We start from the raw sequence: 17,998 nt of genomic DNA on the forward strand, positions 1-17,998 counted from the left end.
AAGGGGATATAGTTCACATATAGGTCACAAAACATTGTTAGAATTGTATCGTAATTTGATGAATGCTGAAGAATTAATTAAGGATTTTGCTAAGGGCTGGTAAGAGAAAATATATTTTTAAGTCGTTGTGTATTGGAAAGATAGGAGCAAAGAAACATGAATCGTCGTGAATTTATCAAAGCTATTGGCATTGGAGCCGTCGGCATGGCAGTTGGTTCCTTTGCCTTACCGACAGAAGGGAAAGGAAGGGTGACAAAAATGGAAATCAAAGCGGTAAAACTCTACAAAGACGGTTTTATGACTCAGCCTTTTGCTATGGGGTTGGAGGATGGCGAGGAAAAGTTTGACAAGAGTGTAAAATATCGCAGCACATTGCAAAATTTTCTTATTGACACCGGTGAAGAGGTAATTCTGGTGGATACAGGAATGCCTTTGGAGTATCCTGATATGGCAGTGGACTTGAATGCTCCAATTTACTTGGGGCAGAGAATTGATGATTATGTGACAGCGCTGTCCAAGCTGGGGTATAAAAAGGAGCAGGTTACTAAAATCCTCGTTACCCACAAGCATCCTGACCATACTGGTGAGCTTCGCAGCTTTCCAAATGCCAAAATTTATATTTCCCGTGTTGAGGCTGATGCCATGGAACTAAAGGGAGATAATGTTGTAAGGGTAGATTTCACCGATGGCGCTTATGAAAATTTCGATAAATGCCAAAAGATTGCTGATGGTATTTATTATGTTTTTGCCCCAGGCCATACTACGGGTAACAGCATAATTATAGTTGAGAACGAAGGGCTTCATTATATTATCCATGGTGATGTGACCTATACGGATGAGGCACTATATTGTAATAAGCTGTCAGTAGCCACCGAGGACAAGGCAGCGGCCCGGGATACCCTGAATAAGGTTCGCACTTTCATAGAAAATCACAAGACTGTTTATTTGTCCACCCATACGCCTCTTGGATATGAAAATTTGGAGGCAAAAAAGGTCGTTGAGCTGGCAAATATGCCTACGCCAATTCCACCGGCTATGAATTACACGGTGCAAGAGGCTACGGGCAAATATATCTGCTCTGTTTGCGGCTATGTTTACGATCCTGCCATAGGTGATCCGGAGCATGGCATACCTGCTGGCACGGCCTTTGAGGACTTGCCTGATGACTGGAAATGCCCACGTTGCAAGCAATCCAAGGATAAGTTCAGCAAAGCGTAATGTGGAAATACTTTGACATCCCCGTATTGCAGTGGTAACATTTTATTTGCTGTGAATTAATATACGAGGGGCGTTTAATGTGAATGAAAAATTGAGTTGGAAAAATTATCTGTTCGTTGCCAGTATGCTGTTTGGTATGTTCTTTGGCGCTGGCAACATTATTTTCCCTGTTCATCTTGGACAGGCGGCAGGCAGCAACGTGTGGCCGGCTATTGCAGGCTTCATTTTGACTGGTGTAGGTATTCCTATTTTGGCAGTGGCAGCCATCGGTATGTCCGGGGGTAATGGCTTGCAGGATTTGGCCAGCCGTGTTAACAAAAAGTATGCCATGTTCTTTACTTGCATGCTTTATTTAACAATTGGTCCTTGCTTTGCTATTCCTCGTTGTGCTACAGTTCCATTTTCCATGGGTATTGCGCCAATGATTACCGGTGTAAGTCCTGAAATGGCACTCTTTGGTTTTTCTTTGGTGTTCTTTGCCATTGTCATGTTCTTTTCCCTCAGACCAAGTGGAATTGTTACCTGGGTTGGAAAGATTTTAACACCTATTTTCCTTGTGTTTTTAGGAAGCCTTCTATTGGTGGCCTTTGCTAACCCAATGGTAAGTAGTATTGCCAATATTGCACCTTCTGCAGATTACGAATCCGGTGCCTTTGCCAAGGGGATTCTGGAAGGCTATAACACCATGGATGCCATGGCTGGTTTGGCTTTTGGTATTATCGTAGTAAACAGCATGAAGAATCTTGGTCTGCGTACCAATGAGGCTATTGCTTCTTCCACTATTAAAGCTGGTGTGCTTAGCGGTATCATCATGTCCGTTATCTATTTGATGATTATTCTTATGGGTACCATGAGTATGGGAGTATTCCCAATGGCTGAAAACGGTGGCGTGGCTCTGTCTGATATTTCTGGTTTCTACTTTGGTGCCGCTGGCGTATTTGTATTGGCTGGTATTGCTACCTTTGCTTGTCTTAAAACAGCTATCGGCCTTGTAACCAGCTGCTCCGAGACCTTCTGTGAATTGTTCCCTGGGGGCCCTGGCTATCGCACTTGGGCCTGCATCTTTGGTGCAGTTTCTTTGCTGATTTCCAATGTAGGTCTTACCGCTATCATAGTTTATGCTATTCCTGTACTGATGTTCCTGTACCCATTGACTATAACCTTGACCTTATTGGGCCTGGTTGGTGGTTACTTTAATCATTCCAAGTGGGTATATGGTATGGTTACCTTGTTTACCCTTATTGCTGCTGTGTTTGATCTTATGAATGCACTGCCTAAGGAATTGGCTGGTTCTGCCTTTGTATCCTCTATGGTTGGCTTTGCATCTGAGTATCTTCCTTTCTTTGCCCAGGGCTTCGGCTGGTTGGTACCTGCCATGGTTGGTCTTGTAATTGGCCTTGTAATGTACAAGGTGAAGGGCGAATGCAGTAATCATAAGGTTGCAGTGGGATAAGTGATGTGTTACAATAATCACTGGAAATACAGATACAGTCTTTGGGGCAGGGTGTAATTCCCTACCGGCGGTATAGCCCGCGTGCCTTATGGCATGACACGGTGAGATTCCGTGGCCGACAGTATAGTCTGGATGAGAAAAGACTTGTATGTACATTGTTTTTGTGTGCATTTGGGGCTGTTGAAGAGTTTCGTCTTCGACAGCCTTTTTGTTTTGATATAGGCTGTTCTGTGTATCTCATTTTGCTAGGAAATCTTAGTGAATCGAATCTGAAAGATGAAGATGAACTTTAGATTTCGTGTAAGGGCTGATGAAAGCCGGTATGCTTTCATCTTGCTTCTATAAGAAAGAGGTGATAGAATTGCAGGATGAGTTTTATATGAGTGAGGCCCTGCGGGTGGCGAGGAATGCCACTGGCAGAACGTCGCCAAATCCTTTGGTGGGGGCTGTTATCGTCAAGGATGGCAGAATCATTGCCGAAGGCTGGCATCGTAAGGCGGGAACTCCCCATGCTGAAATTCATGCCCTGAATATGGCCGGTGACCTGGCTAAAGGGGCAACAGTATATGTTACCTTGGAGCCATGCTCCCACTATGGACGGACAGGCCCATGCGCCAATGCATTAGTGGAGGCTGGAGTAGTCAAGGTGGTGGTGGCCATGCTGGATCCAAATCCCAAGGTGGCCGGCCGTGGCGTAAAAATTCTTCAGGATGCCGGTATCGAAGTGGTTACCGGTGTACTGGAGAATGAAGCCAAAAAGCTCAACGAGGTATTTCTGAAGTGGATTACCAAGGAGATACCGTTTGTGGCCTTAAAGACCGCCATGTCATTGGACGGAAAGATTGCCACAGCCACGGGGCAGTCCCAGTGGATAACCAATGAGGCCTCCAGATTACGTACCCACGAGCTGCGGGATATATATGATGGTATTATGGTTGGTATTAACACCGCCATTAAGGACAATCCGAGTCTTACCACAAGACTTCCTAATAATATGGGGAAAAATCCTGTGCGTATAGTGGTGGACAGTAAAGCAAGACTTCCATTGGATTCCAATCTGGTTACTGATGGCAAGGCTCAGACCATAGTGGCTGTATCCGGTGCAGCCAGTGCCGGGGCGGTTCAGGACCTTAGGGACGCAGGTGTTCAGGTAATTTCTGCTGGTGAGGACAAGGTGGATTTGCCTCAGCTGTTAAAGAAATTGGCTGAAATGAATATCTGTTCAGTTTTGGTGGAAGGTGGCGGCCAGCTTAACTTCTCTATGCTGAAGGCGGGGCTTGTGGATAAGGTTTATGCCTTTATTGCACCGAAGCTCATCGGAGGCAGAAATGCTCTTACCCCGGTGGAGGGGGAGGGCTTTGGTGAGCTTAGTCAGGCAGTGAGGTTAACAGATACAACAACTGAGCTTATTGACGGTGATATTCTCATTACTGCCAATGTGGCAAGGTAGGTCAGGTGATTAGATGTTTACAGGAATAATTGAAGAGGTTGGCTCTGTACACAGTATTGGTGGCGGGAGCCTTACTATAAAGGCCTCCAAGGTCCTTCAGGATGTGCAGCTGGGTGACAGTATTGCCGTAAATGGTGTATGTCTGACGGTTACCAGATTTGACAGTGGCAGCTTTGACGCCGATGTAATGCCGGAAACTATTCGTCGCACATCATTGGCGGAGCTTAAAAAGGGCAGTCCTGTTAATTTGGAAAGGGCCCTTACACTGCAGAGCCGTCTTGGTGGTCATATCGTTAGCGGTCACATTGACGGAGTAGGGTATATCGTTTCTCTGAAGGAGGAACAGAATGCTATTCTGATGAAGATTTCCCCAGAGAAGGATATTTTAAGACATATTGTGGAGAAGGGCTCTGTGGCTCTTGATGGTATCAGTCTTACAGTGGCGGAGGTTACAGACAGTGATTTTACCGTTTCACTGATACCCCATACACGGCAGGTGACTAATTTGTCCAGCAAAAAGGCTGGTTCAACAATTAATATTGAAAATGATGTTATCGGAAAATACGTGGAGAAGCTCATGCAGCCTAAGGAAATGCCTAAGGGAAATGTGAGCCGTATCACCATGGATTTTCTGAAAAATAATGGTTTTTAAGGAGCGAGATTTATGTCAGATTTTGCAACAGTTGAAGAAGCAATCGAAGAAATTCGTAAGGGAAATATGGTAGTCGTAGTTGACGACGAGGACAGGGAAAACGAAGGTGACCTTATTGTAGCCGCCGAGACACTGACACCTGAACACGTGAACTTCATGGCCACCTATGCTAAGGGGCTTATTTGTACCCCTATGGAGGCAGAATATTTGGATCGGTTGGAGATTTTCCCAATGGTATCCAACAATACTGATAACCATGAAACAGCATTTACTGTATCTGTAGATGCTGATACCACCACCACAGGTATCTCCGCCTTTGAGCGTTGTGAAACCGTAAAACGCCTCATTGACCCAACGGCTAAGCCGGAGAATTTCCGTCGCCCTGGCCATGTATTCCCGCTGCGCAGTGTTCCAGGTGGTGTACTTCGCCGTGCTGGTCATACTGAGACTACTACTGATTTGGCTAAGCTGGCTGGCCTTGCTCCAGCAGGTCTTTGCTGCGAGATTATGGATGATGATGGTCACATGATGCGTACACCACGCCTTATTGAATTCTCCAAGGAGCATGGACTGAAGCTCATTACCGTAAAGGCTCTGATTGAGTACAGAAAACGTACTGAGTGTTTCGTGGAAAAAATTGCTGAGGCAGATTTGCCTAGCAAGTATGGTCATTTCCGCATTCATGCCTATGAAAGCAAGCTGGATGGCAAGTGCCATTTGGCTATTGTAAAGGGTGATGTTAAGGGTAAGGAGAATGTGTTGGTTCGCGTTCACTCCGAGTGCCTCACTGGTGATGCCCTTGGTTCTCTGCGCTGCGACTGCGGTGAACAGCTGGCTACAGCCTTGAAGCGTATTGAGGCCGAGGGTGAAGGTATGGTTCTTTATATGCGTCAGGAGGGCCGTGGCATTGGTCTTGGCAACAAGATGCGTGCTTATGAGCTGCAGGACCATGGCAAGGATACTGTTGAGGCCAATGTACTTTTGGGCTTTGCTCCAGATGAGCGCGACTATGGTATCGGTGCCCAGATTTTGGCAGATATGGGACTGACCACCATTCGCCTTATGACAAACAACCCTGCAAAGCGTGCCGGACTTGAGGGCTATGGTCTTAAGATCGTGGACAGAGTAGCTCTGGAGGTACCTACCAACGAATATAATCAGAACTACATGAAGGTAAAGAAAACCAAGATGGGTCATATATTAGCTGAAAAAATCTGATGTTTGTTTTAATTAAAATCTTTTTATGGAGGAATATGGTATGAAAGAAGTTAAAGTTTTGGAAGGAATGCTTAATGCCCAGGGCTTGAAAATTGGTATTGTAGTTGCCCGTTTCAATGAGTTTTTGACATCTAAGCTGCTGGGAGGCGCTTTGGACACACTTCATCGTCATGGTGCTGCTGAGGATGATATAACTGTAGCTTGGGTACCTGGTGCCTATGAGCTGCCACTGGTTTCCAAGAAGATGGCTGAGTCCGGCAAGTACGATGCTATTATCGCTTTGGGTACTGTAATCCGTGGTTCTACCACCCATTATGATTATGTTTGCAACGAGGCTGCCAAGGGCATTGCTCAGGCCAGCATGTCCACCGGCGTTCCTGTAACCTTCAGTGTTGTTACCACCGAGAATATCGAGCAGGCTATTGAGCGTGCTGGTACCAAGGCTGGTAACAAGGGTGCTGATGGTGCTATGACCGCTATTGAGATGGCAAATCTCTTAAAGCAGCTCTAAGATAGGATTGATGAAATGTCTGATACTTTAGTAAAAGCAATTACCAAGGGTGTAAGAATATATGCAGCAGTTACCACTGATCTGGTAAATGAGGCTATCCGTCGTCATGACTGCTCTCCAACTGCAGCAGCAGCTCTTGGACGTACCATGACGGGTGCCCTTTTGATGGCAGCTAACCTTAAAAATAAGGAGGCTCTTACAGTAAGCTTTCAGGGAAATGGCCCATTGGGCTACATTACCGCTGACGCTACTCCTGAGGGTTATGTACGTGGCTATGTGGGGAATCCCCATGTGGATCTCCCATTAAAGGAAAATGGCAAGCTGGACGTGGGTGGTGCAGTAGGTCAGGGTATGGTGCAAGTAACCCGCTTCACCGGTCTTGGCGACCCAATGCGGGGCAGCTCGGAAATCGTGTCCGGGGAAATTGCCGAGGATCTCACTAACTATCTATTTGTATCTGAGCAGACAGCCTCCAGCGTGGGCCTTGGCGTATTGGTGGGTACTGATCGCAGAGCAATGGCCTCTGGCGGCTTTATCCTTCAGATGATGCCGGATGCTGACGAGGAGATCATTACCCGTGTGGAGGAGGCCTTGAAGAAGGTGCGCCCTGTTTCCTCCATGATTGCTGATGGCGTTGACGCCAAGGGAATTATTGCGGAGCTTATGGCAGATTTTGATGTGGATTATCTCACTACTACGGATTTGGCCTTTAAGTGCAAGTGTAACCGTGAAAGAATCGAGGATGTTCTTCTTAGCCTTAGTCATAAGGATATGGAGCAGCTGGTACAGGATGGCCATGCTGAGGTATGCTGTCAGTTCTGTGGCGAGAAGTACCAGTTTGAAAAGGACGAGCTGGAGCATCTTATGAAGCTGGCAGACGGTGTTCGATAATCTTCTTGCATTTGAATTAGAAAAATGATAGTATAATTTGGCAATAGATTATACTGTACTGTGCGAAATCCTTTGGCGATATGGACAGTTCAATGAGACTTATTCAGTGATAGCTTTAGTTTTTCACTGAATTTAGTCGAATTAATCCAGAGCTTACAGGTGCTTATATTCCGTTTTATAGTGTGGAATATTAGCACCCGTTAGCGTGGGGCAAAAAATATTTGCTGCCAAGGGGTTGCATTTGACAGCCTTATTGTGCTATAATCTTTTTGTTTGTGTGTATAGGACTATGTACAGATAATTTACATATATGCGACTATGCGCCGATGAAACGTTAAGGAGGTGTGCTATATGGCAAGTTTATGTGAAGTATGCGGTAAGGGTGAGCTGTCCGGCAACAATGTCAGCCATTCCCATCTGAAGACCAAGCGCTCCTGGAAGCCAAATATCCAGCGCGTACGTGCCGTTGTAGAAGGCGAAATCAAGCGTGTAAATGTTTGCACTCGCTGCCTGCGTACCGGTAAGGTTGAAAGAGCCCTCTAATTTTTTGCAAAATATCGATTGATATATCATAAGAAAAGCCGATAACTTCCGTTATCGGCTTTTCTTATGGATTAATACAATATGACAAGGAAAAATACTTGACAACATATTAGGAGATGGCTATAATAACTATGGTCGGGATAAACTGTGCCTTGAAAGTGGGTGTTTTCAATGCTTGAACAGCGTTTATATCTGGCAGAGCTCTTTGATATTTATGGGCCACTGCTGACGGATAAACAACAGAAGTGTTTAAGTATGCATCTTTTTGAGGACTTCTCCATGTCAGAGATTGGAGAGGATTTGGCAGTTTCCAGACAGGCTGTATATGATATATTGCACCGCTCGGAGCAGACCATGGCAGCCTATGAAAAAAAGCTCGGTTTAGCACAACGCCTTAGAGAACAGCGTCAGGAGCTTACTGAGATTTACGATGATATTTCCCAGCTTTCTTCCAGTAAAAAGATGGATGAGAAGGAAGCAAATCATATACTTATGAAGCTTGCTCCATATACCAGCAAGGTTCAGGAGGAATTAGATTGATTTTTGAAGGTTTGGCAGATCGTCTGCAGGAAACATTTAAAAAGCTTCGCGGACATGGCAAGCTCACAGAGGATGACGTAAATGAAGCCATGCGGGAAGTGCGAATGGCACTTCTTGAGGCCGATGTAAACTTCAAGGTCGTTAAGGACTTTGTAAAACGCGTAAAAGAGCGTGCCATCGGTCAGGATGTCATGGAAGCACTTACGCCGGCTCAGCTCGTTATCAAGATCGTTAACGAGGAGCTCACAGAGCTGATGGGCGGCTCCCAGAGCCGTATCAATATGTCCCCAAATCCACCAACTATTATTATGATGGTGGGTCTGCAGGGTGCTGGTAAGACTACTTCAGCTGGTAAGCTGGGACTTTCCCTTAAAAAGCAGGGCAAGCGTCCGGTGCTGGTTGCGGCAGATATATATAGGCCGGCGGCGGTTACTCAGTTGCAGGTCATTGGTAAGCAGCTGGATATTCCCGTATTCTCCATGGAGCCGGGGACTGATGCTGTTACCATAGCAAAGTCATCTTTAAACTATGCATTTACTCACGCCAACGATGTGGTCATCATCGATACCGCTGGTAGACTTCACATCAATGAAGAGCTGATGCAGGAGTTAAAGGATATAAAGGGTCAGGTGAAACCACACGAGATTCTTTTGGTGGTTGATGCCATGACCGGTCAGGATGCTGTAAACGTAGCTGAGAGCTTTAATAAGGACTTGGGCCTTGATGGTCTGGTGCTTACGAAGCTGGATGGTGACTCCCGCGGTGGTGCGGCACTTTCCGTAAAGGCAGTTACCGGTTGTCCTGTAAAATTTGTGGGTATGGGCGAGAAGCTGGAAGCTTTGGAGCCATTCTACCCGGATCGTATGGCTTCCCGAATTTTGGGAATGGGCGATGTTCTTTCCTTGATTGAAAAGGCCCAGGCTACCTTTGATGAGGCTCAGGCCAAGGAGATGGAGAAGAAGTTCCGCAAGGATGACTTCACTCTGGATGATTTCCTTGCCCAGATGCAGCAGATCAAGAAATTGGGTTCCCTGGAAAACATAATGAGCCTTATTCCTGGCATGGGGGATATAAAGAAAAAGCTTGGCGACAGAGAAATTGACCTTAATGGCAAGGAAATGCGCCAGGTGGAGGCAATTATCCGCTCCATGACCCCAAAGGAAAGAGCCAATACAAGCATCATCAACGGCAGCCGCAGAAAGCGTATTGCAGCAGGCAGCGGCACCCGCGTACAGGATGTAAATCGTCTCCTGAAGCAGTTTGAGGAGATGCGCAAGATGATGAAGAAGGTTAAAAAGATGCAGGGAGGCCGTAAAGGCTTCGGAGGCTTCAAGCTTCCATTCATGCATTGATATATATAAGTATATCTTCTATATAATAGAGTTTAGATATACCAATCCTAAGGAGGTGAATTTCAAAATGGCAGTAAAGATTCGTCTGAACCGTATGGGTGCTAAGAAGTCCCCATTCTATCGTATTGTTGTAGCTGATTCCCGTGCTCCACGTGATGGCCGTTTCATCGAAATCGTTGGTAACTATGACTCCACTAAGGAGCCAGCAGTTGTAAACATCGACGAAGAGAAGGCTCTTGAATGGATGGCAAAGGGTGCACAGCCTACTGATACCGTTCGTTCCTTATTCTCCAAGCAGGGCATCATGGCTAAGTTTGATGCAGCTAAGCATGCTAAGAACTAAGAAAGAGGCATAGCATGAAAGAGATAGTTGAGATTATCGCGAAGTCCCTGGTAGACAATCCTTCCGAGGTTGTTATCAACGAGAAGGAAGAAGATAATGTAGTCATCTATGAGCTTCATGTTGCTACAGAGGACATGGGTAAGGTGATTGGCAAGCAGGGCCGCATTGCGAAAGCATTGCGTACCGTTGTCAAGGCTGCTGCTACTCGCGAGGATAAAAAAGTTAATGTAGAAATCATAAGCTGAGGCATCGGCTTAATATGCGGCAATGTATGTCCACTTTAGGGGATGCTTGCCGCAATTTCTATAATTGGAGGATTTTTTCACAATGGACAGTGTTTTAGTAAAGTTCCCAATGACCATTAAGGCTAAGCTGACTGAAAAGCTGAGAGAAAAGATGCTGGAGGAATTCCGTACCGGTATCAACCAGGCCCAGCTTGAGATTCAGCAGATTAACATCCAGGAAAACCGCGCTGTTTCCGAAGTTGGTGAAGAGGATCAGGAGCAGTTGGCTATGATTCATCAGCATTTCGGTATCGAGCGTCAGAAGCGTGAGGATTTCATTGCTCAGACTGAGGCCCGCATCACTGATACTGAGAAGCTGGTTCTGGGTGCGGAAATCGTTCAGGGTACTACTGAGCGTTTCGTTGAACTGAAAAAGGGCGACAATGTTCGTGACCAGTTTAATGTGGAGGTTGTTGTTGAAGATGACGTTATCATCGCCATCCGCAGCTGATAATCGAATTGTCATTGGTAAAGCAGGAGCTCCTCACGGTATTCGTGGCGAGCTCCGTGTTATTCCATTGACAGATTTTCCAGAGCGGTTTGAAGAATTAAAACAGGTTTATGTAGGTGATGAGCTGCTGGATGTGGCTTCCGTAAAATATCACAAGCAGTTTGTTATCATTAAATTTAAGCAGTATCCTTCCCGTGAGGAAGTGGCTCAGTTTACCGGTTCCTTGCTCTATGTTGACAAGAAGGACGCCATGCCTCTTGAAGAAGGTGAATATTATACCTTCGACATAATAGGTCTGGAGGTCTTTGACATGGATGGCGTATCCCAGGGCTTTGTTACTGACGTATTGAAGACTGGTGCCAACGATGTTTATGTGGCTTCAAAGAAGGGCGAGGCCAAGCAGCTGATGATTCCTGCCCTTAAAGCTGTGGTAAAGGAAATCAACATCAAAGAGGGCCGCATGGTTGTGGATATGCCGGAGGAAATCTGATGCGTATAGATATTCTATCCCTTTTTCCCGCCATGTTTGAAGGTCCCTTTGGGGACAGTATTACAAGACGGGCAGTGGAGAACGGTATTCTTGACATAAAAATTACCAATCCACGAGATTTTGCGGAAGGCAAGCACCAACAGATGGATGATTCTCCCTTTGGTGGTGGCAGCGGTATGGTTATAAAGCCGGAGCCAATGTTTAAGGCGGTCCGTCATGTGAAGGCAACGACGGATTATACCAATCGTCTGGTTCTCTTAATGAGTCCCGAGGGCACGGTATTTAATCAGGCCAAGGCCAGAGAATTGGCCCAGTATGACCAGCTTATTATCATTTGCGGTCATTATGAGGGCTTTGACGCCCGTATAAGTGAGAATCTGGCTGATGAAATCATCTCCATTGGGGATTTTGTCCTTACCGGCGGTGAACTGCCGGCAATGATTATTACGGATGCTGTGTCCCGTATGCTGCCAGGAGTGTTGGGCTCCGAGGAGTCTGCTCCTACCGATTCCTTCTATAATGGTTTGCTGGAGCATCCCCAGTATACCCGTCCACGGGAATTTGAAGGTATGGCAGTGCCAGATGTGTTATTGTCCGGCGATCATGCCAAAATCGCCAAATGGCGTCGTGAGAAATCCTTGGAGATTACCCTGCGTAATCGTCCGGATTTGCTGGAAACAGCAGAGCTGACCAAGGAGGACATTAAATATCTTGCTCAGTTAAAGGAGCAGAATATACAGAAATAGCAGTTATCCCTTTATGAGGCTAACTGCTATTTTTTATTTTGTTTAAAAAAATGCGACAAAAGCCTCAAAACCCCTAAACTCCTTGAAAATGATAGCTCTTTTCACTTGACAAACAAAATGAGAAGGGATATCATAATCTATGTTAATGATAGTAATTCTCGTTTTAAAAATCATGACGTGGATGTTATAGGTTTATAAAACGATGAATAGAGTTGTGGGGAGGTATGAAAATGACTCTTAAAGAGTGCAAAACTGGCATGTCCGTCAGAGTGGAGAACATTGGAGATTCATTGTTAAAAGAGCGGCTCATGACTATGGGACTTATTCCAGGTACTACTGTGAAGGTACTTCGTTCCGCACCGTTGGGTGACCCAATGGCAATCGGTATTCGTTCTTATAATTTGGCAATGCGCCGTGAAGATGCAGACAAGATTGAAGTTACGCAGGTGGGATGATAATGGCAACAATGGCAATGGATAATAACATTATAAGGGTAGCACTTACCGGTAATCCTAATACTGGTAAATCTACTATTTTCAATGAAATAACTGGGGCCAGACAGAAAATTGGTAACTGGCCTGGTGTTACTGTAGACAAGAAGGAAGGTCACGTAACCTTCGAGGGCAAGCACATTCAGGTAATTGATTTGCCTGGTACATACAGTGTAAATGCAAGAAGTCCTGAGGAAAAGATTGTAATTGATTATTTGCAGGAAGCTCAGCTGGATTTGGTGGTTGACGTTATTGATTCCTCCAATCTGGAAAGAAACCTGTTCTTGACTGTACAGCTGTTGGAAAAGGGCATTCCCCTTATGCTGGACTTGAATATGCAGGACGAGGCTAAGCGCCGTGGCATTAAGATCGATGTCAAGAAGCTGGAAAAGAAGCTGGGGTATCCTGTGTTACTTACCGTGGCACGGGATGGTAAGAGCATAAAGAATCTTCTTAATGTATTTACCTCTGTTTCTATGGAAAGCTACGGTCCTAGTGAAGACCTTCAGGCCCATATTGCCAAGATTCAGGAAATCGAGAACAGCGGCCTTACTGGTATGGATCTTCAGGAGGCTATTATCAAACAGCGTTATGCGTTTATTGATGAGATTCTGTCTGAAGTGGCTGAGTTCTCCAGTGTAGGATCCACCCTTACTGAGAAGCTGGATTCTGTTTTGGCTAATGGCGTTTTGGCCCTGCCACTATTCCTGGCTATTCTCTATGCTGTGTTCCAGATTACCTTCGAGTGGATTGGTCAGCCGATTGCTGATGCCCTGGAAGAGGTTATTACCGGCGACTTTACAGAGTGGGTAGCAGGTGCTTTAGAAGGAGCCGAGGTTGCCGATTGGATGCAGGCACTTATTCTTGATGGTATTATTGGCGGTGTTGGTTCCGTTATTATTTTCGTTCCGCTTATTTTCATGCTGTTCTTCTGCTTGAGCTTCTTGGATGGTACCGGTTACATGGCTCGTGTAGCGTTCATCATGGACCCTATTATGCGTCGTGCCGGTCTCAGCGGTAAGAGCGTAATGCCGTTGATGATGGGCTTTGGTTGTGGTGTTCCTTCCATCATGGGTGCCCGGGCACTGGATAATGAAAAGGATCGTATCCTGTCTATTTTGGCAGCACCTTTCCTGACCTGTGGAGCTAAACTGCCTATCATGGCCCTGTTTGCGGCTATGTTCTTCCCTGATGATGCAGCAAATGTGGTATTTGCTATGTATATCGTGGGCGTAGTTATGGCGATTGTTTCTACTAAGCTGTTGACTGCGGCCAGATACAAGGATGAAACTGCTACCTTCCTGTTGGAGCTGCCTCCATACAGAATGCCGGATATGAAGACTGTTCTTTTGGAAACCTGGGATAAGGGTAAAGGTTATCTGGTAAAAGCTGGTACAATCATCTTTGTAGGTTGTGTACTTATTTGGTTCCTTGGTGCATTTAATATGGATGGTATGGTAGAGGAGCAGAGTGAGTCTTTCTTGGCTTCCATCGGTGCAGTTGTTGGTGCTATCTTTACCTTCCATGGATTTGGCAACTGGGAAGCTGGTGCAGCGGTTATTTCCGGTATTTTGGCAAAGGAATCCGTTGTTTCTACTATTGGAGTTCTTTATGGTCTCCCAGATATTTCTGCCGAGGCTGAGGATGCTGTAGAGACTGCTGAGGCTCTTGGTGCTACTGGTATGGCAGCGGCCTTCACCAGCCTGTCTGCTTTGGCCTTCATGGTATTCTCCCAGATTTATACTCCATGCGTAACTGCATTGGGTACCATCAAAAAGGAAACTAACAGCTGGAAGATGATGTTCTTTGCAGCCGGGTATATGTTCGCTTTGGCATGGGTAGTTTCTCTGATAGTATACCAGGGAGGAAAGTTGTTGGGCTTTGAATAAAGGGGGCTCCTATTATGGCAACTTACGTAATTGGTTTAATACTGTTAATATTACTCGGTTTTGCCGGACGTCATGTATGGAACAATTTCCGTTCAGGCAAGCATGATTGCTGTGGCTCAGATTGTGGTTGCGGTTGTGGCAGCAACTGTATTAGCAGAAAATGAATAATTAAAACTGGAGAAATATTGTACTGATGTACAGATAGTTCTCCAGTTTTTTATTGACATGTATTGGAAAAAAATATAAAATGATTGCGTTGAAGTGAATAGGTTTTTCGGTGCTGACGGATCAGTGGAGTTCACCACATGTACCGGAAAATTATGATAAGCCGACCGTCTGGGCAAGGATTTGTCCGGATGGTTTTTATTTTCGGCAAATCCTTTTTGTGGTGCAGAAAGGATTGATGTACATGCGGAATCGTTGGCTTATTGCCCTGGCTGCTATTGGTATTCATATTTCCATTGGCAGTGTGTACGCTTGGAGTGTATTGACCAAGCCTATTATGACCGAGATGGGAATTACCCTGAAGGAAACCACCTGGACCTTTTCTCTGGCCATTCTTTTTTTGGGCTTGTCTGCCGGTTTTTTGGGCAGCTTTGTGGAAAAGCTGGGACCAAAGAAAAGCGGCCTTTTGGCTACCCTGTTTTTTGGAACGGGGATGCTGGGTACAGCCCTTGCCATTGAAGCTGGCAGTTTGGCCATGCTGTATCTATTTTATGGTATTATTGGTGGTATAGGCTTGGGGATTGGCTATATAACACCGGTATCCACATTGGTAAAGTATTTCCCTAACCATCGGGGCTTTGCCACCGGTCTTGCCATTATGGGCTTTGGCTTTGCAGCATTGGTGGCGGGTCCGGTTATGCAGTATCTCACAGGCGAGTATGGTTTAAGAAACAATTTCTTGATATTGGGTGCAGTATATATAGTTATTATGAGCATGTCTGCCCTTTACTTAAAGCCACCGGCAATCAGTAGCGACATCGAAGTGAGGGAAAACGCCCATCAGGGAGCTACAGCCAATGAGGCAGTAAAGACATGGCAGTTCTCCGCTCTGTGGTGGATTTTCTTCGTAAATATTACCTGTGGAATTGGACTGCTTTCCGTAGCTTCACCAATGGCTCAGGAGGTAGTGGGCATGGACGCGGCAGCTGCTGCATCTATGGTAGGTATTATCGGCCTTTTAAACGGGGCTGGACGTATTATCTGGTCCACCGTTTCCGATTATATTGGCAGGGGAATGACATATATTATGTTTTTCCTTATTGAAATTGCCGCATTTTATCATTTGGCCAACACTGTAGATGCAATGATTTTCCAGCTGCTTATTTTATTAATTATAAGCTGTTACGGAGGTGGTTTTTCCTGTATGCCGGCATATCTTTCTGATTTGTTCGGTACTAGAGAGCTTAGTGCCATTCATGGCCGAATTTTGACCGCCTGGGGGCTGGCAGGAATTGCTGGGCCATCTATTATTGCTGTTTTTAGGGAAAATACCAGCGGCTATGGCTATACTTTGTATTTCTTTGCTGGCTGCTTTGTGATAAATTTCCTTATTGCCCTCGTACTGAAAACCTATGGACGTCGCAAGAGGGTTCATGCACTTGTTGAAACTCATTGATAATACATTAAATAAAGAATGAAGCACTGGGGCCGGGCTGATAATCAGCTCCGTTTGCCAGTGCTTTTTATTTTTCATCTATATATGGCTCCAGACACACGGAAACGATTCTTTGGATATGCTCAGGAGCTTTGTGATAGGCAGCGATTAGCCTTTTGTCCATATTCTTATCAGGGTTCGGGTCCTCAGGGGCGGGAGAAATAATATCGATGACTACCTGCTTTTTGTCCTTGCCTGTGAAGTAGCTCATGTCCACCTTGAAAAACTTGGCATAAATTTCCAATACCTCACGGCTTGGCTCACGCTGCCCGCTTTCATACATGGAAACTGTGCTTTGACTGATTTTCAGCAGGTCAGAAAATTCCTTTTGGGTCAAATCCTTTGACAGGCGCAATTCCTTTAATCTATGTGCAAAATCTGTAAACATATCAGCCACATCCTATGTGTTCATTCTCTGATATTATTATAACGCCATTGTTCAAATTTTTCCTCTATATGAAAGAAAAATTCAGACTGTTGTAAAACAGGTTTTAAAAACGGCATTACCATATTCACATTTATATTTATTGATGGGCTGCTTCGGCAGCTCTTTTTTTGTTTTTAATGTATCTATTTAAAAACATAGATTTCCCCTGTATTATAATAAAATTGTTATAAAAGAAAGGTCAAAAAGTCTAAAAACGCCACACTTTTTGAAAAATCCGCGCACTTTTTGATTTGGTATTGTATTTTTTATTTTTTAATGCTAAATATTTAGGCAAGAGGAAAAAAGTGTTTTATGGCACAAAAGTTACGCAGGGAGGAAATGTAAATGAAAGGAAATAAGTATAATAGTCCACTAGGGGGGGGACATCGGTAAAACAATACATCCTAATAGTAATGGCTGGAAAGGCAAAAAAGCCCAGATGGCATTGGCACTGGCTGTATCCCTGTGGATAGGGGGCAGCGGGGTGGCCATGGCAGCTAGTGAAATTTATACTGAAAATAATGAAATTGCGGTTTGGGAGTACCCAACAGAATATACAGGGGCCGAGGCTGTGGCAAAATATCCTGGTGGCGTAACTATTGATATGGTGTCGTATGATTCCACTACCAAGAAGTTTTCCTTTACCGGCGGGACATGGAATGCTTGGAAAATAACAGGGGGAAGAACAGACAGCGGCAACATCAGCGGATATTCAGTGGAATTAAAGGATGTAGTGTCAGGGGAGGCTTATGGCCAATGGTTAGATGTAAATGGGGCTTACACTGGAAATGGTAATGCCAATGGCAATCGTGTTAAATTGGTAAACAGCATAGTGAAAAATGTATACGGTAGTCATTGTAATAATGGTGAAGCCCAGAATAATATTGTTACGCTGGAAAACAGCACGGTATATAGCTATTTATATGGTGGTCTCGGTGCCATTCTAAATGTCACAGGGAACACCTTGAACCTTTATGGCGCGAACAGTGCTTACGAAGTTGCTAACTTTGAAACTATCAATATCAAGGAAGCAAAATGGGGCACTCCTGCCCTCAGACTGACTGGGCCCGACGGAATCAAAAACACCAATGGTACAAGGCCAACTATTAATACCGTCGATATTAATTTCTCAAATTTGAATGAACTTCCTGTGAAGGGGACCTATACGATACTTATTCAAAACAAAATGGCTAACTATCCGACAAACAACATTGCATATGGCAGATATACAGTTGGTACGACGCTGGAGGGGACTGGCACAGCCTCTGTCGCGGATGGTGATAATGACGGTACAGCTGATGATCTGATTTATACCGCAGATACGGGGAGCGAGGCATCTGGAGGGGCGGGCGGTAGCTCTGGTGGTCCTACTGCCCGTGAGCAGACCCA

At 45.2% G+C, this 17,998-nt stretch carries 21 protein-coding genes, 1 pseudogene and 2 riboswitches; of the genes and pseudogenes, 21 read left to right on the top strand and 1 reads right to left on the bottom strand.

Features of this window, described 5'->3' with window-relative positions; genetic code table 11:
• Positions 1-156: 156 nt before the first annotated feature.
• The 20 genes and pseudogenes from ACKI5G_RS04555 to ACKI5G_RS04650 all read left to right on the top strand — a co-directional run.
• A pseudogene (locus ACKI5G_RS04555) lies at positions 157-903 on the top strand (MBL fold metallo-hydrolase); the annotation flags it as partial.
• A 132-nt stretch (positions 904-1,035) separates the two neighbouring features.
• Positions 1,036-1,218, top strand: coding sequence for a rubredoxin (locus ACKI5G_RS04560; protein ID WP_407398100.1), 183 nt, complete (start codon positions 1,036-1,038; stop codon positions 1,216-1,218).
• Positions 1,219-1,297: 79 nt separating this feature from the next.
• Positions 1,298-2,671 carry a branched-chain amino acid transport system II carrier protein gene (gene brnQ, locus ACKI5G_RS04565; RefSeq protein ID WP_407398074.1) on the top strand — a complete coding sequence of 458 codons (1,374 nt, stop codon included), beginning with the start codon at positions 1,298-1,300 and terminating at the stop codon, positions 2,669-2,671.
• Positions 2,672-2,704: 33 nt separating this feature from the next.
• A riboswitch (FMN riboswitch) is annotated at positions 2,705-2,819 on the top strand.
• Between the two features lie 174 nt (positions 2,820-2,993).
• Positions 2,994-4,121 (top strand): bifunctional diaminohydroxyphosphoribosylaminopyrimidine deaminase/5-amino-6-(5-phosphoribosylamino)uracil reductase RibD, encoded by a 1,128-nt coding sequence (gene ribD / locus ACKI5G_RS04570; RefSeq protein ID WP_407398076.1) that lies wholly within the window; start codon positions 2,994-2,996, stop codon positions 4,119-4,121.
• A 13-nt stretch (positions 4,122-4,134) separates the two neighbouring features.
• Positions 4,135-4,773, top strand: coding sequence for a riboflavin synthase (locus tag ACKI5G_RS04575; RefSeq protein ID WP_407398077.1), 639 nt, complete (start codon positions 4,135-4,137; stop codon positions 4,771-4,773).
• Between the two features lie 12 nt (positions 4,774-4,785).
• Positions 4,786-5,991: a bifunctional 3,4-dihydroxy-2-butanone-4-phosphate synthase/GTP cyclohydrolase II gene (locus ACKI5G_RS04580; RefSeq protein ID WP_276839897.1), complete on the top strand. Its 1,206-nt coding sequence runs from the start codon at positions 4,786-4,788 to the stop codon at positions 5,989-5,991.
• A gap of 40 nt (positions 5,992-6,031) precedes the next feature.
• On the top strand, positions 6,032-6,502 hold the full coding sequence (gene ribE, locus ACKI5G_RS04585; protein ID WP_407398079.1) for a 6,7-dimethyl-8-ribityllumazine synthase: 471 nt from the start codon (positions 6,032-6,034) through the stop codon (positions 6,500-6,502).
• Between the two features lie 15 nt (positions 6,503-6,517).
• Entirely contained in the window at positions 6,518-7,393 is an 876-nt protein-coding gene (gene hslO / locus ACKI5G_RS04590; RefSeq protein WP_407398081.1) for an Hsp33 family molecular chaperone HslO, read from the top strand.
• A gap of 351 nt (positions 7,394-7,744) precedes the next feature.
• Positions 7,745-7,936, top strand: coding sequence for a 50S ribosomal protein L28 (rpmB, locus tag ACKI5G_RS04595; protein WP_027396446.1), 192 nt, complete (start codon positions 7,745-7,747; stop codon positions 7,934-7,936).
• A gap of 171 nt (positions 7,937-8,107) precedes the next feature.
• Entirely contained in the window at positions 8,108-8,476 is a 369-nt protein-coding gene (gene ylxM, locus ACKI5G_RS04600; RefSeq protein ID WP_407398083.1) for a YlxM family DNA-binding protein, read from the top strand.
• The gene (ffh, locus tag ACKI5G_RS04605) at positions 8,473-9,828 is read left to right on the top strand and encodes a signal recognition particle protein (RefSeq protein WP_027396448.1); all 1,356 of its coding nucleotides are present in this window, start codon (positions 8,473-8,475) and stop codon (positions 9,826-9,828) included. Before ylxM ends, ffh begins: the two co-directional genes overlap by 4 nt.
• A gap of 67 nt (positions 9,829-9,895) precedes the next feature.
• Positions 9,896-10,171 (top strand): 30S ribosomal protein S16, encoded by a 276-nt coding sequence (gene rpsP, locus ACKI5G_RS04610; protein WP_027405572.1) that lies wholly within the window; start codon positions 9,896-9,898, stop codon positions 10,169-10,171.
• A gap of 14 nt (positions 10,172-10,185) precedes the next feature.
• On the top strand, positions 10,186-10,416 hold the full coding sequence (locus tag ACKI5G_RS04615) for a KH domain-containing protein (protein ID WP_407398086.1): 231 nt from the start codon (positions 10,186-10,188) through the stop codon (positions 10,414-10,416).
• A gap of 82 nt (positions 10,417-10,498) precedes the next feature.
• Positions 10,499-10,906 (top strand): YlqD family protein, encoded by a 408-nt coding sequence (locus tag ACKI5G_RS04620; RefSeq protein WP_027396451.1) that lies wholly within the window; start codon positions 10,499-10,501, stop codon positions 10,904-10,906.
• Positions 10,878-11,396: a ribosome maturation factor RimM gene (gene rimM / locus ACKI5G_RS04625; RefSeq protein WP_407398102.1), complete on the top strand. Its 519-nt coding sequence runs from the start codon at positions 10,878-10,880 to the stop codon at positions 11,394-11,396. The genes ACKI5G_RS04620 and rimM overlap by 29 nt, the downstream gene beginning before the upstream one ends.
• A complete protein-coding gene (gene trmD, locus ACKI5G_RS04630) occupies positions 11,396-12,142 on the top strand; it encodes a tRNA (guanosine(37)-N1)-methyltransferase TrmD (protein WP_407398088.1) in 747 nt (248 codons plus the stop codon). Before rimM ends, trmD begins: the two co-directional genes overlap by 1 nt.
• Before the next feature lie 230 nt (positions 12,143-12,372).
• Positions 12,373-12,597 carry a FeoA family protein gene (locus tag ACKI5G_RS04635; protein WP_027396454.1) on the top strand — a complete coding sequence of 75 codons (225 nt, stop codon included), beginning with the start codon at positions 12,373-12,375 and terminating at the stop codon, positions 12,595-12,597.
• Between the two features lie 2 nt (positions 12,598-12,599).
• Positions 12,600-14,522, top strand: coding sequence for a ferrous iron transport protein B (feoB, locus tag ACKI5G_RS04640; protein ID WP_407398090.1), 1,923 nt, complete (start codon positions 12,600-12,602; stop codon positions 14,520-14,522).
• Positions 14,523-14,536: 14 nt separating this feature from the next.
• Complete coding sequence (locus ACKI5G_RS04645; RefSeq protein WP_407398092.1) at positions 14,537-14,686, top strand: FeoB-associated Cys-rich membrane protein; 150 nt, start codon at positions 14,537-14,539, stop codon at positions 14,684-14,686.
• Positions 14,687-14,788: 102 nt separating this feature from the next.
• A riboswitch (ZMP/ZTP riboswitch) is annotated at positions 14,789-14,871 on the top strand.
• 60 nt (positions 14,872-14,931) lie between these two features.
• Positions 14,932-16,143, top strand: coding sequence for an OFA family MFS transporter (locus ACKI5G_RS04650; protein WP_407398094.1), 1,212 nt, complete (start codon positions 14,932-14,934; stop codon positions 16,141-16,143).
• 67 nt (positions 16,144-16,210) lie between these two features.
• Here ACKI5G_RS04650 and ACKI5G_RS04655 read toward each other — a convergent pair whose 3' ends face one another.
• Complete coding sequence (locus ACKI5G_RS04655; RefSeq protein WP_407398096.1) at positions 16,211-16,570, bottom strand: helix-turn-helix domain-containing protein; 360 nt, start codon at positions 16,568-16,570, stop codon at positions 16,211-16,213.
• A 523-nt stretch (positions 16,571-17,093) separates the two neighbouring features.
• Between ACKI5G_RS04655 and ACKI5G_RS04660 the strand changes: the two genes are divergently transcribed.
• Positions 17,094-17,998, top strand: a 905-nt coding sequence (locus tag ACKI5G_RS04660) for a hypothetical protein (protein WP_407398098.1), incomplete at its 3' end; no start/stop codon positions are given.

This window comes from Anaerovibrio sp., assembly GCF_045637405.1.
In the GTDB taxonomy this organism is placed as follows: domain Bacteria; phylum Bacillota; class Negativicutes; order Selenomonadales; family Selenomonadaceae; genus Anaerovibrio.

Bases quoted from the DNA above. Each gene is read 5' to 3' on its own strand.
- ACKI5G_RS04560 (WP_407398100.1), top strand. From the start codon at position 1,036: ATGAATTACACGGTGCAAGAGGCTACGGGCAAATATATCTGCTCTGTT.
- ribD (WP_407398076.1), top strand. From the start codon at position 2,994: ATGCTTTCATCTTGCTTCTATAAGAAAGAGGTGATAGAATTGCAGGAT.
- ACKI5G_RS04575 (WP_407398077.1), top strand. From the start codon at position 4,135: ATGTTTACAGGAATAATTGAAGAGGTTGGCTCTGTACACAGTATTGGT.
- ACKI5G_RS04580 (WP_276839897.1), top strand. From the start codon at position 4,786: ATGTCAGATTTTGCAACAGTTGAAGAAGCAATCGAAGAAATTCGTAAG.
- ribE (WP_407398079.1), top strand. From the start codon at position 6,032: ATGAAAGAAGTTAAAGTTTTGGAAGGAATGCTTAATGCCCAGGGCTTG.
- hslO (WP_407398081.1), top strand. From the start codon at position 6,518: ATGTCTGATACTTTAGTAAAAGCAATTACCAAGGGTGTAAGAATATAT.
- rpmB (WP_027396446.1), top strand. From the start codon at position 7,745: ATGGCAAGTTTATGTGAAGTATGCGGTAAGGGTGAGCTGTCCGGCAAC.
- ylxM (WP_407398083.1), top strand. From the start codon at position 8,108: ATGCTTGAACAGCGTTTATATCTGGCAGAGCTCTTTGATATTTATGGG.
- rpsP (WP_027405572.1), top strand. From the start codon at position 9,896: ATGGCAGTAAAGATTCGTCTGAACCGTATGGGTGCTAAGAAGTCCCCA.
- ACKI5G_RS04615 (WP_407398086.1), top strand. From the start codon at position 10,186: ATGAAAGAGATAGTTGAGATTATCGCGAAGTCCCTGGTAGACAATCCT.
- ACKI5G_RS04620 (WP_027396451.1), top strand. From the start codon at position 10,499: ATGGACAGTGTTTTAGTAAAGTTCCCAATGACCATTAAGGCTAAGCTG.
- rimM (WP_407398102.1), top strand. From the start codon at position 10,878: ATGACGTTATCATCGCCATCCGCAGCTGATAATCGAATTGTCATTGGT.
- trmD (WP_407398088.1), top strand. From the start codon at position 11,396: ATGCGTATAGATATTCTATCCCTTTTTCCCGCCATGTTTGAAGGTCCC.
- ACKI5G_RS04635 (WP_027396454.1), top strand. From the start codon at position 12,373: ATGACTCTTAAAGAGTGCAAAACTGGCATGTCCGTCAGAGTGGAGAAC.
- feoB (WP_407398090.1), top strand. From the start codon at position 12,600: ATGGCAACAATGGCAATGGATAATAACATTATAAGGGTAGCACTTACC.
- ACKI5G_RS04645 (WP_407398092.1), top strand. From the start codon at position 14,537: ATGGCAACTTACGTAATTGGTTTAATACTGTTAATATTACTCGGTTTT.
- ACKI5G_RS04650 (WP_407398094.1), top strand. From the start codon at position 14,932: ATGCGGAATCGTTGGCTTATTGCCCTGGCTGCTATTGGTATTCATATT.
- ACKI5G_RS04655 (WP_407398096.1), bottom strand. From the start codon at position 16,570: ATGTTTACAGATTTTGCACATAGATTAAAGGAATTGCGCCTGTCAAAG.